A 16,079-nucleotide genomic window follows, 5' to 3' on the forward strand; every position below is an offset into this window, starting at 1 on the left:
TTTGCAGGCCTCCGACCCGGCGGCTCGTCCCACGAATGCTCGGGACACCGTGCCTAATGCTAAGTGTTGCGCCCAGACTTCCGTCTCCAGCGATGATCAGCATCACGGTTCCCCACAACGTTCTGAACAACAGCAGCCACAATCGTTGCAACAACGAGCGAACCGATCACACCCAGCACTCTCCATCCCCATCCGCTGAGGGTGTCGATGGTGAGCCATACACCGGCGATGAGCACGAGAACGAAAACCAAGTATCCCGCACGCACGCCGAACGTGTTCATGCTCCCGACGAGTTCGGGATCCCATTCCAGTCCGGTATCCCTCTCAAATTTATTGACCTTTTCTCTATATTCCTTGTCGGTTTCATAGGATGTTCGCACCTGCATTTCGAACCCCCAAGCTAAATCGTTCTGGCACCCAAAACGCTGCCAAATCATCCTCTAACGCTTAAACTCACCTGTAAACGGCGGCTCGCCGAGCACGTTGCGCGTCACCTTCAGCTAGGTTCCCACGAGCGAAGGCTGTCTCGCCGGAGCCGTCAGGCGAAGGCGGACTGCCCTACGCCTCCCCCGCCTCAATCCGGCCCGGCCTCACGGGCCATGCCGCCCACCGCATAGGCGCCCGACGGGCCGCGGATGACGCCCGACACCGTGTGGCGGTTCGGACGGGGATCCGGCACGGGATTCTTCAGATAGCAACGCGGCAGGGCGCCCTGCCGTCCCGGCTCGACATAGGTCCAGGCCCGGCACCGGGGATCGTTCGCGCATTCGGAATGGCACGCGATCGGGTCGGCCCGGTCGAGGGGGAAACCGACGAGGTCGCTGCCTGGCCGGTCGGTGTTGCGCTCGAGCGCGGGGAACCAGTCCTGCGCGATCGCCGAGCGCGGCGCGCAGACCCTGTAGTCGTCCTGCGGCCGGCCTTGCACGCAATACTGCCCGTGGGGACAGTCGCGGACGGTCTCGCAGGCCTGCACGCACCGGCCGGCCGGGCTGCAGACGAGCGGCGCGTCACACTGGCTGTCCAGATTGCATTGTCGTCCGAGATGCCCCTGCACGGGCACGACCATCTGTGTTCGCGCGACGTCCGCGAATACGACGGCGAGCAAGAATGCGACTGCAAGCACTATCAAGACGCGCATCACGTCCCTCCCCTGGCGACGCATGGTCGCTCAGGGATAGCACGGCGCAGCCGGGAGCACGAATTGAGGTCGGCGCGCACGACGCTCCCTACGCCTCCCTCTCCTCCACGGCGACCCCGTCCTCGATGCGGTCGGAGGGGTAGAGGATGAGCGTGTCGCCGGGCTCGAGGCCGGAGACAACGCGGGCGTGGACGCCGTTGGTCCGGCCGATCTCGACGGCGCGCAGGCGCGCCCGGCCGTTCTCCACGACGAAGGCCGCCCAGCCGCCCTCGTGGCGGAACAGGGCCGCCGAGGGCGCGCGCACGACGTCCTCGCCGCGCCAGACCTCGATGGCGGGTTCGACGCGATAGCCGTGACCCAGGCTCGCCCACTGTTCCGGCGGGTCGACGAGATCGAGGATGACGTTGACGCGCTGCTCCTCGACGCCGAGCGCGGAGACCTTGAGGAAGCCGTAGGGCTCGACCCGGCGGACCTGCGCGCGCAGCGGATCCTCGCCGCCCCAGTCCTCGATCATCGCCGGCGCGCCTTCCTCGACCCGGACCGCGTCGGTCGAGAGCAGCTCGGCGACGATCTCGAGATCGCGCGGATCGCCCAGCTCGAGGATGGGCTGGCCGGGCTGGACCACGGATTCGCTTTCCTGGACGACGCGCAACACCTCGCCGGCGATCGGGCTTGCGACCTCGACGACGCCCTCGACCTCGCCGTTCTGGCCCGGTTCGACGAGCCGCGCCTGGGCGGCGTCGCGCTCGGCCGCCCGCATGCGGACATTGGCCCGGGCGGTGTTGAGCGCGGCCTCGGCCGACCTGAGCTGCAGGCGGGCGCGGTCGAGCGCGCCCTGGCTCACGGTGCCGCGTTCGAACAGGGTCTGGATGCGGTTCATCTCGGTGCGCGCGAACTCGGCCTCCGCCTCGGCGCGTTCGAGCTCGGCCTCGGCGAAGCCCATCGCGGCCTCCGCCGAACGCAGCGCGGCGCGCGCCTCGGCCTGGCTGCGCACGTCGAGGAAGGCGGGATCCGAGGGCAGGATATTGGCTAGGGTCGCGCCGGCCTCGACGGCGTCGCCGGCCTCGGGATCGACGCGCAACAGGCGTCCGCCCACCGGCGCGGAGACGACGTAGACCTCGCGCACCCGGGTATAGCCCTCGTCGCGCACGCGCACGACGAGGTCGCCGCGCTCGACGACCGCGAAGTCGGCGAGCACCGGCCGCGGCAGGAAGGCGTAGACGATGAGCGCGGCGACGATCACGCCGGCGGCGCTCCAGAAGACGGTGCGGAATCGAAGTTTCATCAGGGCGTTACTCGCGTGTCTTCAGAACGGCGACGAGGTCGAGATGGTCGATGCGGTTGCGCACGAACAGCGCGCTCGCCGCGGAGATGAGGATGAGCACCAGCGCCGTGTAACCGTAGGTGCCCGCGGTGATGATGAAGGGCAGGCGGAAGAAGTCCGTGCTCATCGCCTTCGACAGCGACCAGGCCAGCCCCGTGCCCATGACCAGCCCGAGCGGGATGGCCGCCAGCGTCAGGAAGCCCGCCTCGCCGAGCAGGATGTAGCTCACATCGGCCTTGGAGAATCCGAGCACGCGCAGGCTGGCCAGCTCGCGCTGGCGCTCGGCGAGCGAGACGCGCATGGCGTTGTAGATCACGCCGGCGGCGATCATTCCCGCAAAGCCGGTATAGACCCAGATGCTCACCCCGATCGAACGATCCATGAGCTCCTGGAAGTTCCGCCGCGCGACGCCGTGCAGCCCGACCCCGGCCACCGCCGGGGCCTGCTTCAGCTCGGTGTAGAGCGCGTCGACGCGCTCGGGATCGACGCGCAGATAGGCGCCGGAGACGACCCGGCCCTCGCCGAGCGCGGCGTTGAGCTCCTCAAGGCGCATCTGCGCGCCCGAGCCCACCAGCACCACCGGCGTCGAGACGACGGGCAGCTCGAGGACCGGCCGGCGCCCCTCGGTGATCGCCGCGCGGATGGTGTCGCCGGCCTCGGCGCCCAGCCGGTCGGCCAGGTCCCGCGACAGGATCAGCCCGCCCGGCGGCGGCGCGATCGAGCGGTTGTCGGCGTCGACCATGCGCGACAGCTCCGGATCGGCGACGACGCCGGTGATCCCCATGCGCACCTCGCGATTCTCGAACTGCAGCCGCGCCGCGGCGCTGCGATAGGGCTCGGACTGGAGCACGCCGTCGCGCCGGGCGAGATCGTGATAGGCCGTCATGCCGCGGGCCTCGACGAAGCTGACCGAGACGTCGTGCCGGTTGGCGACGCCGAAATAGGTCTCGACCATCACCTCCATGGCGTCGAGGAAGTAGAGCGACGTCACCAGCAGCGCGCCCGACGCCGCCACCCCGACCACGGAGAGGCCCGCCCGGACCGGCCAGCGGACGATCTGTCTGAGGATCATGCGCGTCTGCTGGTCGAGGACGCGCCAGCGGATCACCGCCGCGCCGGCGCCGCGCGAATAGTCCGGCGGCGGGGGCGGCCGCATGGCCACGGCCGGCTCGAGCCGCGCCGCCTTGCTCACCGCCCAGGCCGCGCCGCCGCCCGCAGCGGCGAACGTGACCAGCGCGCCGATGGCGTAGACCGACGGGGTGAAGGCGAACACCAGGAAGGGAAAGTTGTAGTACTGGGTGTACATCACCGCCATCGCCCGGCCGAGCCAGGCGCCGGCCCCGAAGCCGACGGCCAGCCCGATGACGGCGATTACGCCGACGAGCTTGAGATAGTGCCGGCTGACCGCTCCCGAGCTGTAGCCGAACGCCTTCAACAGCCCGATCTGCTCGCGCTCGACGGCGATCAGCCGCGAGATCACGACGTTCACCAGGAAGGCCGCCACGGCCAGGAAGATCGGCGGCATCAGCGCGCCCATCGTCTGAAGCTGCTCGATCTCGCTCGACAGGAACGCGTCGGAGACGTGATCGCGCCGGCCGTAGGCGCCGGGCGCTCCATAGGGCTCGAGCATGCGGTCCAGGGCGTCCTTGACCGGCGCGGCGTCGGCGCCGCGCATCAGCCTGAGCGCCACCTCGTTGAACGCCCCCTCCAGATCGGCGGCGTTCTCCAGCGCATTGCGGTCCATCCACAGCACGCCGAACAGGCGCGGATCGGGGACGAGCTGGCCGGGCGCGATCGCGTAGACATATTCCGGCGACAGGGCGAGCCCGACGACGGTCAGCCGCTCGCGCTTGCCGCGGATCGTGGCCGGGACCACGTCGCCGATGTCGAGCTCGTGGGCGGTCGCGAAGCTCTCCAGGACGACCACTTCGTCGCGACGGGCGGGATCCGGCAGGCGGCCGCGGGCGAGATGGATGTCGCTCACCGACGCGCCCCGCCCCCGCGGCAGGGAGTAGATCACCCCGCTGGCGGGTTCGGTCATGTCTGGCATGTCGAACAGCACCGGCGCGCGGATCCGCGTCTCGGCGGCGGCGACGCCCTCGACGGCGCGTATGTCGTCGATCAGCGCGTTTGGCGCGCGAACCACCGGCGCCCAGAGATCGGCGAAACGGTAGCGTTCATAATAGGCTGTCCGGGTTTCCTCGAGCGATGCGAGCATGCCCGCCATCACCACGTGGACCGAAATCCCGCCGGCGATGACCGCCGCGATCGCCAGCGCCTGCCCCCACATCGCGCGCAGCTCCCGGAAGAGCTTGCGGTCGAGCATGGAGAAGAGGCCGGTCACCAGCTCAGCTCCTTGGGCTCCACCTTCGTCTCGTTGACCCGCGTTTCGCGGATCTGGCCGTCGCCGAAGACGATCACCCGGTCGGCCATATCGGCGACCGTGGCGTTATGCGTGATGATGAAAGTCGTCGCGCCGAGCGTCTCGTTCACGTGCTTGAGCGCCTCGAGCACCTTGATGCCGGTCGCGGAGTCGAGCGCGCCGGTCGGCTCGTCGCAGAGCAGGACCTCGGGCTTCTTGGCGATGGCGCGCGCGATCGCGACGCGCTGCTGCTCGCCGCCGGAGAGCTGGGCTGGGAAATGGCCGATGCGCGCCTTCAGCCCGACGATCTCGAGCGCCTCGGCGGGCTCCATCGGGTCGGTGGCGATCTCGGTGACCAGCGCGACGTTCTCCTCGGCGGTCAGGCTCGGCATCAGGTTGTAGAACTGGAAGACGAAACCGACATGGTCGCGGCGATAGCGCGTCAGCTCGCGGTCGCTGGCGTCGTGGAGCGCCTTGCCGCGGAAATAGGCCTCTCCCGAACTCGCCCGGTCGAGCCCGCCCAGGATGTTGAGAAGCGTCGACTTGCCCGACCCCGACGGGCCGAGCAGCACCGACAGCTCGCCTTCCGGCGCCCGCAGGTCGACGCCGCGCAGCGCGTGGACGGCGCTGACGCCCGAGCCGTAGACCTTCGAGAGGTCACGGGTCTCGAAGCAGAGGGTCTCCGGTCGATCCGCCATCCGGCCTTGCACGGCTCCTCGCGCGTTGACAGCGGGTCCAGCCTAGCGCGTCACGGCGCAGCAGGCATCGCCAATCCGGGCGTGCGGCGTTTCCTCTCACGCGACGCGCCGGCGCCCTCGCCAGCGTTGATTCCCGGGCGGCGCCGCGCTACCGCATTAAGACCGCTTCGAGCGGACCGAACAAAGGAGACCGCGATGCGCCGCACGCTGACCGCCTTCACCGCCCTGAGCGCTCTCGCCCTGGCCGCCTGCGGCGGCGAGGAGCCCGCGGAGGCGCCCGAACCGAACGCCGACGAGACGGAGGCGAGCCGCGCGTCCGGGACGGAGGAGACGCAATCCTCCGGCAGCGGGGAATCCGAGGCGGACGAGGATGAACACGAGGACGAGGGTGAAGCGGCCGAAGCGCGCGAGATACTGGCGCAGTACGGCGAGCCCTGGGCGAGCGCGGACTTGGAGGCGGGTCGGCGCGCCTTCCGCGTCTGCCAGACCTGCCACACGCTGGGCGAGGACGACCGTCACATGGTCGGGCCGAACCTGCATGGCCTGTTCAGCCGGAATGTCGGCGAGGCGGAGGACTTCCGCTATTCCAACGCTCTGCAAGAGGCCGACTTCGCCTGGACGCCGGAACAGCTCAACGAATGGCTCGCCAATCCGCGCGACTTCCTGCCGGGCAACCGCATGAGCTTCGCCGGTCTGCGCGACGAGGAGACCCGGGCCGACGTCATCGCCTATCTCGCCGTCGAGACCCACGCCGACGAGTAACCGCGTCCTACTCGGCGGGAACTTCCACAGCGCGGTCGCCCCGGGCGTCCGCTTGCTCGGCCAGCTGGCGCGAGACCCAGTTCGGCGTCTTCGTGAAGCGCCCGAACACGGCGTAGGCGACCGGCACCACGAACAGCGTGAACAGCGTCGCCACGAGCACGCCGGTGAAGATCACGACGCCGATCGTGATGCGGCTCTCCGAGCCCGGCCCGGCGGCCAGCACCAGCGGCAGCGCGCCGATGGCGGTCGACAGGCCCGTCATCAGGATGGGGCGGAAGCGCGTCTCGGCGGCCTCGAGCGTCGCCGTGCGCACGTCCCGGCCCTGCTCGCGGAGCTGATTGGCGAACTCGACGATGAGGATGCCGTTCTTCGCCGCCAGCCCGATCAGGATCACCAGCCCGATCTGCGAGTAGATATTGAGGCTGGAGCCGGCCATGTAGAGGCCGAACAGCCCGCCCGCCACGGCGAGCGGGACCGTCAGCATGATCACCAGCGGCTGGATGAAGCTCTCGAACTGAGCAGCCAGAACCAGGAACACGATCAGAAGCGCCATCGCGAAGGCGAAATAGATCGCGTTGTTGGATTCCAGGAATTCCTTCGCCCCGCCGAGATAGGTCGTTCCGATGCTCGGCGGCAGGTTCTCCTGCGCCCAGGCGTCGAGGAAGGCGATGGCGTCGCCCAGCGTCGCGCCTTCAGCGAGCGTCGCCGAGACCGAGACCGAACGCTGGCGGTCCACCCGGCTGCGCTCGGCCGCCTCGCCTACCTCGCGCAAATCGACGAGATTGGATAGCGGAATGAGCTCGCCGGACCCCGCGCGGACATAGAGCCACTCGAGATCGTTCTGACTGGAGCGCGCCTCGCGGCGGTTCTCCATGATCACGTTGTAGGACTCGCCCCGGTCGATGAACTGGCCGACGCGGCGCGAACCGAGATGGGTCTGCAGCGTGCGGCCGATCTCGCTCACCGACACGCCGAGCGCGGCGGCGCGCTCGCGATCGATGTCGACGATGAGTCGCGGCGAGGTCGGCTCGTAGTCCTTGCGCGGCCGCAGCATGAACGGCGCCTCGCTGCGGATCGCGGCGAGCAGCCGCTCGGCCTCCTGGTTGAGGGCCTCGTACTCCGGTCCCTGGAGAACGATCTGGATGTCGTCGCCGCCGCCCCCGCCGCCGAGCGACGAACGCATCGAGGCGAAGGCGCGCACGCCCGTGAGCTGACCGAACCGGCCATTGATCTCGTTGACGATCTCGCGCCCGTCCCGGCGGTCGTCCCAGTCGACCATCGATCCGATGACGAAGCCGGAATTGAAGCCGCCGCCCCACCCCGGCGTGATCACCAGCGCGCGGCGCAGCTCGCCAGCCTCGACATAGTCCATGACCACGTCTTCGATCTCGAGCGCCTGCTCGGCCATGTATTCGTGGCTGGCGCCCTCCGGTCCGGAGAAGAAGCCGAAGAAGCCGCCGCGGTCCTCCGGCGGCGTCAGCTCGCCGGGGAGCTGGGTGAACAGAAAGGCCGAACCGCCGAGCGCGACGACGACCACGGGAACGATCAGCAGGGGTCCCCTCATCGCGATCTCGAGGCTGTCGCGATACGCCGAACGGGCGCGCTGCACGACATTGTCGACCCAGCGGGCGGGCCCGCGATGCTCGCTCGAGGCTTCCAGCAGCTTCGAGGCCATCATCGGCGACAGCGTCAGCGCGACCAGGCTGGAGAGCACCACCGCGCCGGTGATGGTGACGGCGAGCTCGGTGAAGATCCGGCCGATGAAGCCGGGCAGGAAGATGAGCGGAACGAACACCGCCACCAGGGTCGCCGTCGTCGCGACCACGGCGAAGAAGACCTGCCGGCCGCCGCGCAGCGAGGCGAGCATGGCCGGCTCGCCCATGTCGACGCGGCGCTGGATGTTCTCCAGCACGACGATGGAATCGTCGACGACCAGCCCGATTGCGAGCACGAGGCCCAGCAGGGTCAGGATGTTGATGGAGAAGCCGAAGAGCGACAGCACGGCGAACACGCCGATGAGACAGACCGGCACCACAGCGGCGGGCACGATCGCCGCGCGGAACGAGCCGAGGAAGAGATAGATCACCGCCAGCACGAACACCGCGGCGATGGCGAGCGTCCGCCAGACTTCCCGGATCGACTCCTTGATGAAGATGGTGTCGTCCGAGCCGGCCACCATCTCCATGCCTTCGGGAAGCTGGGTCCGCACCCGCTCGACCTCGGCGTGGATCCGGTCGGCGACATCGACGGCGTTGGACCGGCTCTGCCGGACGAAGCCGATGCCGACCATGTTCCGCCCGTTGCCCCGGAACAGGTTGCGCGGCTCTTCGGCGGCGAGCTCGACATCGGCGAGTTCGCCCAGGCGGACGACATGGCCGTCCTCGGCGGTCCGGATCGGCAGGCGGGCGAACTCGCCCGGATCGGAGAACAGCCTTTCGACCCTGACGACGAGATTGGTGTCCTCGGTCTCGACCGAGCCGCCGGGCACCTCGACATTCTCCGCGCGCAGCGCGGACTCGATGTCTGCGACGGTCATGTTCCGCGCCGCCATGGCGCGCGGGTCGAGCCATATGCGCATGGCGTAACGGCGCTCGCCGCCGATGCGGACCCGGGCGACGCCCTCGAGCACGGTGAAACGGTCGATGATGAAGCGGTCGGCGTAGTCGGACAGCTCCTCCGACGTCATCCGGTCGGAGACGAGCATGTACCAGAGGAAGGGGCGCGCGTCGGAATCCTGCTTGCGGACCTCGACGTCCTGCACGTCCTGGGGCAGCGCGTCGCGCGTGCGCGAGACGGCGTCGCGAACGTCGTTGGCGGCCGCCTCGATATTGCGGCCCAGATTGAAGGTGATGGTCACCCGGGACTCGCCGTCGCGCGACGACGAGGTGATGGTGTCGACGCCGTCGATGCCCGACAGGCGGTCCTCGATCACCTGCGTGACGCGGTTTTCGACGACCTCGGCGTTGGCGCCGGGGAAGTTCGCCGAAACCGACACGATCGGCTGATCGACGTCCGGCAGCTCGCGCAGAGGCAGCTGCTGAAGCGCCAGAACGCCGAACACCACGATCAGCGCGGAGAAGACGAATGCGAGGATGGGGCGTCGGACCGCGACGTCGGAGAGCGTCATCGATCAGTCTCCGGAGACCGTGCTGGCCGGCCCGCCCGACCGCTGCGAACGCTCGCGACGCTCTCCGCCGTCCACGACGGAGACCGGCGCGCCGTCGCGCACCCTGTGCACGCCTTCGGCGACCACGCGATCGCCGACCGACAAGCCGTCCGTGATCTCGACCAGGCCGTCCCGGCGCATGCCGAGCACGACCGGGGTCTGGCGCGCGACCGCGCCGCCCTCGCTGTCCGCGACGCGGTAGACGAAGGCCTGGTCCCGGACGAGCGTGACCGCCGATTGCGGCACGGCGGGCCGCTCCCGGACATCGCGGCGCACCTCGACCGTCATCAGCTGGCCCGGCCTGAGCATGCCCGCTTCATTATCGATCAATGCGCGCACCATCACCGTGCGCGTCACGGGATCGACGCGCGAGTCGATCTGGGCGATCTCGCCCTCGAAAGCGCGGTCGGGGAACGCCGAGGTTCTCGCCTCAACGCCCATGCCCGGCTCGATCACCGAGAGGAACCGCTCCGGCACGGTGAAGTCGAGCTTGATGACGCTGGTGTCGTCGACTCGCGCGATCGCGTCGCCGGGCCGGACGAGCTGGCCGAGGCTGACCTGGCGCAGGCCGACCACGCCGGAGAATGGCGCGCGGATGATCCGGTCCGCGACACGCGCCTCGATCGCCTCGACTCGCGCGCGCGCACGCTCCACGACCGCCAGCGCCTCGTCGAGGCGCGACCGCGGCGCCACGCCGCGCTCGGTCAGGTCGCGCACGCGGTCGATCTCCCGCTGGGCTTCGCGCAGCGTCGCGCGCGCCTCGGACAGTCCGGCGGCCTCCTCTGCGTCGGAGAGTTCGACGAGGATCCGCCCGGCCTCGACATAATCGCCGGAATCGAAATTCAGCCGCGCGATCGTGTCGGAGACCTTCGCGGTGATCGTGACGGATTCGTTGGCGTTGGCGGTGCCGAGCGCCTCGACGATATCCGCGAATTCCTCGACCTGAACCTCGGCGACGGCCACCGGCGTCGAGCGGCCGCCGAATCCGCCCGCCGCGCCGCCCTCCCCGCCGAACGGGCCGATGGCGCGAAGCGTGACGGCCGCGGCCATGGCGGCGAACACGGCGAGAACGATGAGCAGGAAAATGGCGCGGCGCATGGATGATCCTTGTGTCGCAGCGATATATGCGCTCGCGCAGGTCGAAATCAAAGACGGCGACCTAAAAATTCGTTCAGAATTCCTGCCAGACGCCCGCCATCACGGCGAATTCATCGGCCATCGAGTCCGCCCTCACCGTGGAGAGCACGCCGAGTTGCACGTGGCGGCCGCCGCGGAACTCGCGCATGAGCGACACTTGCGCGCGGTGACCGGAATAGTGCGGCAGCGAAGCCGTCGCGGAATCCGCCGACCACACCGAGAAGGTCTGGACCACCAGCCGCACCCGCTCGCGCACGGGGAGCCCCGCAACCACGTCGAGGCGCACTTCCGCGGCGGCGTCTTCATCGGCCGGGTCGCGCCAGCCGGCCTGCACCTCGATGAAGCCGCGATCCCCGATCGCCCGACCGATCATCACGCGTCCGTCGAGGTCGCCTCCGCCCTGGCCGAGCTCGGCGTTGTTCCGGTTCTCCCCCGGACTCTCGAGGGTGACGAGCGCCTGGGCGGCCCCGGCCCAGCGGCCCTTCTCGAAAAGCCGCATCCGCAGGCCCGCCTGCGAACCGCCCAGCGTGCGCACGCTGGTTTCGATCGGCCCTGCGGTCTCGGCGGGCGGCGCTCGAAAGTCCTGCAACGCGCCGCGGCCGACGAGCGTCAGCCGGCCGGTCAGGCCGTACTCGCCGTACAAGGCCAGCTCGCGCTTGTTCAGCGCGGCGCCGTCGGAGGGCGCCTCGAGGCGGTGGTGCGACAGGGTGGTGATGAGCAGCCCGTCGCCCTTCTTGCGCACCCAGGCGCCGGCCTCGGCGCGACCTGCGGAGGCGAGACCCAGCGCGCACGCGAGGACGATGACGACGGGCCTCGCATTCGGCATGTCCTCCCTCCCCGCGCGCCGGCGACGGAGAGGCAGTTAATCAACTAATGCGGGAAGAGTCGAATCCGCTCGCGCGCCACGCGATTCAGGCGTCGTAGCCCGGGCTCTGCCGGTCGACCCGGCCGCGGATCGCCGACCAGCCGATCTCCTTGAAGAGGTCGTTCGTGAAGGCCTCCTCGCCCTGCTCGTAAACGCGCTTCTGCATTTTCTCGTCCCACTCGATGAGCTCGGCGCCCTCGCCCTGGGCGAGCGTCTGGACCTTGCAGGCGCGCTCGAGGATGTACATGCGCGTATAGGCGGTGAAGGGATGGTCGCCGCAGGTCAGCGTGCCGTGATTGCGCAGCATGAGCAGGTTGTGTTCGCCGAGATCGGCGACGAGGCGTTCCTTTTCATCGGCGTCCAGCGCGATGCCCTCGTAGTCGTGGTAGGCCACGTCCTTCATCACGTTCATCGCCAGCTGCGAAATCGGCAGGAGCCCGCGCTTCTGGGCCGACACCGCCACGCCCTGGTCGGTGTGGAGATGCATCACGACGTGGACGTCCGGCCGGGCGGCGTGGATCGCCGAATGGATGGTGAAGCCCGCCGGGTTGATGCCGTACTGGCTCGGCGGAAGCACGTTCCCCTCCTCGTCGACCTTGACCATGTTCGAGGCGGTCACGTCCTCAAAGAGCAGCCCGAAGGGGTTGATCAGGAAATGGTCCGGCTCGCCGGGCACCCGCATCGAGATGTGCGTGAAGAAGAGGTCGTCCCAGCCGTGCATGAAGGCCAGCCGGTAGAGTGCGGCGAGGTCGCAACGCGCCTTCCACTCGGCTTCGGAAACCTGTTCTTTCACTGAAATGTTGGGCTGGTCGTCCATCGGAGCGCCTCCTGATGCCGCGTCGAGGAATGATCGCGCCGGCGCGAGGCCGGGTCAAACGTCGCGCGCAAGCCGCAGACCCGTCATCTGCCAGCGCGCGTCCGGGGGGAAGAAGTTTCGATAGGTCGCCCGCACGTGCCCGGGCGGGGTGAGCGCCGATCCGCCGCGCAGGACGAACTGGCCGCACATGAACTTGCCGTTGTACTCACCGATGGCCCCGGCCGGCGCGCGATAGCCCGGATAGGGCGCGTAGGCCGAACGGGTCCACTCCCAGACCTCGCCGAAGACGCCGCGCAGCCCCTCACCGGCCGGCGGTTCGACCGGATGCAGGCGGCCGCCGGGTTCCGCCCATCGACCGGCGGCGGGGTCGAGCGCCCGGGCGGCGAGCTCCCACTCGCGCTCCTCGGGCAGACGGTAGCCCGTCCACTCGGCGAAAGCGCTCGCCTCGTAATAATCCAGGTGACACGCTGGCGCGGCGGGATCGAGCGGCTCTTCGCCGTGAAGCGTGTGCTCGGCCCAGCCGGCGTCCCGCTTGCGCCAGTAATAGGGCGCGTGACGGTTCTCCGCCTGGATCGCCGCCCAGCCGTCGGACAGCCAGAGCTCCGGGCGCCGATATCCGCCGTCCTCGATGAAGGCGAGAAACTCGGCGTTGGTCACCGGCGCGGTCGCCAGCGCGAATGGCGCGATCCAGGCCTTGTGCGGCGGACCCTCATTGTCGAAGGCGAAACCGTCGCCGGAATGGCCGAACTCGTGCAGCCCCTCCTCGAAGACCGCCCACTCCGGAGCGGGCGGTCGCGGCGCGGCGGCGCCGACGGCCGCGCCCGCGCCTTGCTCGTAGGCCGCCTCCGGGAAGGAATTGCAGGACAGGACGTGCTTGATGTCGGTGAGGAAAAGCTCCTGGTGCTGCTCCTCATGGGCGAGGCCGGTCCGTATGACGGGCCCGGCGCGTTCCAGTTCCTCCTCCGGCGCCGCTCCAAGCCAGTCGAGCACCGCGGCGTCGACATGGGCGCGATAGGCCCGGATCTCGTCGAGGGAGGGCCGCGTCAGCTCGCCGCGGCGCGGCCGGGGATGCCGCTCGCCGATCGCTTCGTAATACGAGTTGAACAGGTAGTTGAATCTTGGGTCGAAGGGGTCGTAACCGCTTGAGAACGGGCCGAGCAGAAACGCCTCCCAGAACCAGGTCGTATGCGCGAGATGCCACTTGCCCGGCGAGACGTCGGGGATCGTCTGGACGCACAGATCCTCGGCGCTCAGCGGCTCCGCCCAGGCCAGGGACCGCGCCCTGACGCGCTGGAAGGCGTCTGCGAGGCTCTCCTCCGGCGCGGAGATCTGGTCCTTCGGCATGGCGCGCCTCCGCTCGCCGCTAACGTCGTCGTAACCATAATCCGCGCAGCTTGGCTGACGAATCACGCAAACGCGAGAGGAGCGCGTCCCGCTCATGACGGCCCGAGATCCCGGCGCCCGGCAGGCCGGCGACGATCGGCGCTCCCGCCTCGCGATGGCGGTCACAGAGCTTTGCACGACGCGCCGCCTGTCGGAAACCGCCTCCCGCGAGATCGAACCGACGCTGCTTGAGCTCGTCCGCGCGGTCGATCGTCGCGTCCGCGTCGCGATGGCCGAGCGCCTGGCCGATTGCGAGTGGGCGCCGCCCGCCGTGATCCAGGAGCTGGCGTTCGACGCGATCGAGTGTGCGCGGCCCGTGCTCGAGCGCTCCGTGCGGCTGACGATCGATGATCTGCTCGCGGCCGCGGAGATCGGACCGGACCATCGACTGGCCCTCGCGGGCCGCGGCGAGACCCCGCCGCGTCTGACGCTGGCCCTGGCGCGTCATCTGGAGCCGCCCGTCATTCGCCGGCTCGCGGCCAATCCCGGCGCCGTTCTGCCTGACGCCGCCGCGCTCGATTTCGCCTCGGTCGCGCGCGACGACGCCGAACTCCAGGCGCTGCTGGCCGAACGCCCCGATCTGAGCGAACGCTTTGCAAGCGCGCTGCAGGCCGTCGCCGCTGATGCAATCCGCCAGCGGCTCGCCGAGCGCTTTCCCGATCTTCCGGCCGATCGGCTCGACGCCGCCGCGGAGGCCGCCGCGGAGGCCGACACGCGCAACGGCGACGCCGCGGCGGCGGCGCTGATCGCCAAGCTCCATGCGCGCGGCCAGCTCGACACCGTGCATCTGCTGCGGGCGGCGCGGGCCGATCGCCACGACGTCCTCGATCACGCGATCAGCCGGCTGGCGGGCGTCGATGTCGAGGACTGGCGAACCGCCGTGTCGCGCTCCGGCCTGCGCGCCTGCGCGCTGGCGGGACGCGCGATCGGCCTGGCCGACGACGAAGTCGAGGCCGTCCACGAATCCCTGCGCCGCGCCGGCCATGTGCACGCGCTCGAACCGGCGCGGTTCCGCCAGGCGCTCGACGAGATGCAGCGGCTCTATTCGTGCGAGGACGCCCGCCGGGCCTTGCGTCGCCTCGGCGCCGCGGCTTCAATCCACTGACGGGCGGCGCGCGCCCGCCCCGACCGGCCGAGTTCGTTTCCATGCGCATCGCCTACCATGTCAGCAACCGCGAGGACGCCCGCGCGGCCCATCAGCGCCTGAAGGCGGCCTACGGGGAGGCTTCGCTCGACGAGGCCGACGTGCTCGTCGCGCTCGGCGGGGACGGCAGCATGCTCGACGCGCTTCACTCCGTCATGGGGCGCGGGATTGCCGTCTACGGGATGAATTTCGGCTCGATCGGTTTTCTCATGAACGAACCCGACGAGGACGGCTTGCCGGAACGGCTGGAGCGCGCCGAGCGCGCCGCGATCCACCCGCTTCGCGCGGTCGGCCGCACCGTGCACGGCGGGCCTTTCGAGACGCTCGCCATCAACGAGGTCTCGCTGCTGCGCGAGACGCGCCAGACTGCGAAGATCCGCATATCGATCGACGGCAAGGTGCGCCTGCAGGAGCTCGCCGCCGACGGCGTGCTGGTGGCCACGCCGGCGGGTTCGACGGCCTACAACTTCTCGGCCTACGGACCGATCCTGCCCCTAGACTCCCAGCTGCTGGCGCTCACGCCGATCAGCGCCTTCCGACCGCGGCGCTGGCGGGGCGCGCTCCTGCGGCACTCCTGCGTGGTCACGCTGGACGTGCTGGAGCCGGAGAAGCGCCCGGTCTCCGTGGTCGGCGACAACAAGGAGTTTCGCGACGCCGAGACGGTGACCATCTCGGAGGCCGGCGACGTCACGCTGACCATGCTGTTCGAGGAAGGCCGGACGCTGGACGAGCGCATCCTGCTGGAGCAGTTCACGTCCTGATGGGCCTTGTTTAGCCGCACATTAAACAAATTCGGTCTAGATGCTCCGGAGAGTCATTCTCGAAGGAGCGCCGCTTGGCGAGTGCAGGCGACAAATCGGGCCTCGAGCCTCACCAGGTCGGCGTCATCGACGACAACCCCGCCGTACGCGGGCTTCTGCGCTCGATCCTGTCCGCCGCCGGTTGCCGCAGCGTCTTCGAGGCCGCCGACGCCGAATCCGCGCTGCGCATGGTACGCGAGCAATCGCTCGATCTACTGATCTGCGACTGGAAGATGCCGACCATGGACGGCGTGGCCCTGCTGCGCCGCCTCCGCGACGAGCACGGCGCCGCCGCGCCGCCCGCCATCATGCTCACCGCCTATGACGGCGAGGCGCGGACCCGCGAAGCCCGCGAGGCCGGCGCCGATTCCCTCCTGACCAAGCCGATCACGCCGGCGGCCCTGCTCGACGCCATCGCGGCGCTGGCGACCCGCGACGCGCGCGCTCGCCCTGCGGCCCGCCTTCACGAAGCCGCCCTCTAGC

General features: G+C 69.6%; 14 protein-coding genes. 4 read left to right on the forward strand and 10 right to left on the reverse strand.

The genetic code is table 11. The features are described 5' to 3' along the window. Positions 1 to 59: 59 nt before the first annotated feature. The 5 genes from DDZ18_RS13810 to DDZ18_RS12560 all read right to left on the reverse strand — a co-directional run bounded on the left by DDZ18_RS13810 (position 60) and on the right by DDZ18_RS12560 (position 5,522). Positions 60 to 437, reverse strand: coding sequence for a hypothetical protein (locus DDZ18_RS13810; protein ID WP_146190673.1), 378 nt, complete (start codon positions 435 to 437; stop codon positions 60 to 62). Between the two features lie 137 nt (positions 438 to 574). Continuing rightward, a complete protein-coding gene (locus DDZ18_RS12545; protein WP_158272158.1) occupies positions 575 to 1,138 on the reverse strand; it encodes a PAN domain-containing protein in 564 nt (187 codons plus the stop codon). An 88-nt stretch (positions 1,139 to 1,226) separates the two neighbouring features. Next, positions 1,227 to 2,423: an efflux RND transporter periplasmic adaptor subunit gene (locus tag DDZ18_RS12550; RefSeq protein WP_109253744.1), complete on the reverse strand. Its 1,197-nt coding sequence runs from the start codon at positions 2,421 to 2,423 to the stop codon at positions 1,227 to 1,229. A 7-nt stretch (positions 2,424 to 2,430) separates the two neighbouring features. Then, complete coding sequence (locus DDZ18_RS12555; RefSeq protein ID WP_109253745.1) at positions 2,431 to 4,806, reverse strand: ABC transporter permease; 2,376 nt, start codon at positions 4,804 to 4,806, stop codon at positions 2,431 to 2,433. Further along, positions 4,803 to 5,522, reverse strand: coding sequence for an ABC transporter ATP-binding protein (locus DDZ18_RS12560; protein WP_109253746.1), 720 nt, complete (start codon positions 5,520 to 5,522; stop codon positions 4,803 to 4,805). Before DDZ18_RS12560 ends, DDZ18_RS12555 begins: the two co-directional genes overlap by 4 nt. Before the next feature lie 195 nt (positions 5,523 to 5,717). Here DDZ18_RS12560 and DDZ18_RS12565 point away from each other — a divergent pair, with 195 nt between their 5' ends. Beyond that, positions 5,718 to 6,284 (forward strand): c-type cytochrome, encoded by a 567-nt coding sequence (locus tag DDZ18_RS12565; RefSeq protein WP_109253747.1) that lies wholly within the window; start codon positions 5,718 to 5,720, stop codon positions 6,282 to 6,284. Positions 6,285 to 6,291: 7 nt separating this feature from the next. Here the strand turns inward: DDZ18_RS12565 and DDZ18_RS12570 are convergent, their stop codons facing one another. From DDZ18_RS12570 to egtB, 5 genes are all read right to left on the reverse strand, one after another. Then, on the reverse strand, positions 6,292 to 9,411 hold the full coding sequence (locus DDZ18_RS12570) for an efflux RND transporter permease subunit (protein ID WP_109253748.1): 3,120 nt from the start codon (positions 9,409 to 9,411) through the stop codon (positions 6,292 to 6,294). A 3-nt stretch (positions 9,412 to 9,414) separates the two neighbouring features. Beyond that, positions 9,415 to 10,548: an efflux RND transporter periplasmic adaptor subunit gene (locus DDZ18_RS12575; RefSeq protein ID WP_109253749.1), complete on the reverse strand. Its 1,134-nt coding sequence runs from the start codon at positions 10,546 to 10,548 to the stop codon at positions 9,415 to 9,417. Between the two features lie 73 nt (positions 10,549 to 10,621). Continuing rightward, the gene (locus tag DDZ18_RS12580; RefSeq protein WP_109253750.1) at positions 10,622 to 11,413 is read right to left on the reverse strand and encodes a hypothetical protein; all 792 of its coding nucleotides are present in this window, start codon (positions 11,411 to 11,413) and stop codon (positions 10,622 to 10,624) included. An 85-nt stretch (positions 11,414 to 11,498) separates the two neighbouring features. After that, positions 11,499 to 12,269, reverse strand: a complete 771-nt coding sequence (locus DDZ18_RS12585) for a class II aldolase/adducin family protein (RefSeq protein ID WP_109253751.1) — start codon at positions 12,267 to 12,269, stop codon at positions 11,499 to 11,501. 54 nt (positions 12,270 to 12,323) lie between these two features. Continuing rightward, on the reverse strand, positions 12,324 to 13,613 hold the full coding sequence (egtB, locus tag DDZ18_RS12590; RefSeq protein ID WP_109253752.1) for an ergothioneine biosynthesis protein EgtB: 1,290 nt from the start codon (positions 13,611 to 13,613) through the stop codon (positions 12,324 to 12,326). Positions 13,614 to 13,707: 94 nt separating this feature from the next. Here egtB and DDZ18_RS12595 point away from each other — a divergent pair, with 94 nt between their 5' ends. The 3 genes from DDZ18_RS12595 (at position 13,708) to DDZ18_RS12605 (ending at position 16,078) form a co-directional block, all read left to right on the forward strand. Then, on the forward strand, positions 13,708 to 14,757 hold the full coding sequence (locus tag DDZ18_RS12595; protein WP_109253753.1) for a DUF2336 domain-containing protein: 1,050 nt from the start codon (positions 13,708 to 13,710) through the stop codon (positions 14,755 to 14,757). 41 nt (positions 14,758 to 14,798) lie between these two features. After that, positions 14,799 to 15,557, forward strand: a complete 759-nt coding sequence (locus DDZ18_RS12600; protein ID WP_109253754.1) for an NAD kinase — start codon at positions 14,799 to 14,801, stop codon at positions 15,555 to 15,557. 74 nt (positions 15,558 to 15,631) lie between these two features. Continuing rightward, positions 15,632 to 16,078 carry a response regulator gene (locus DDZ18_RS12605; RefSeq protein ID WP_158272159.1) on the forward strand — a complete coding sequence of 149 codons (447 nt, stop codon included), beginning with the start codon at positions 15,632 to 15,634 and terminating at the stop codon, positions 16,076 to 16,078. The last annotated feature ends 1 nt before the right edge of the window (position 16,079 follow it).

This window comes from Marinicauda salina (assembly GCF_003122085.1).
Classification (GTDB): Bacteria; Pseudomonadota; Alphaproteobacteria; order Caulobacterales; family Maricaulaceae; genus Maricicauda_A; species Maricicauda_A salina.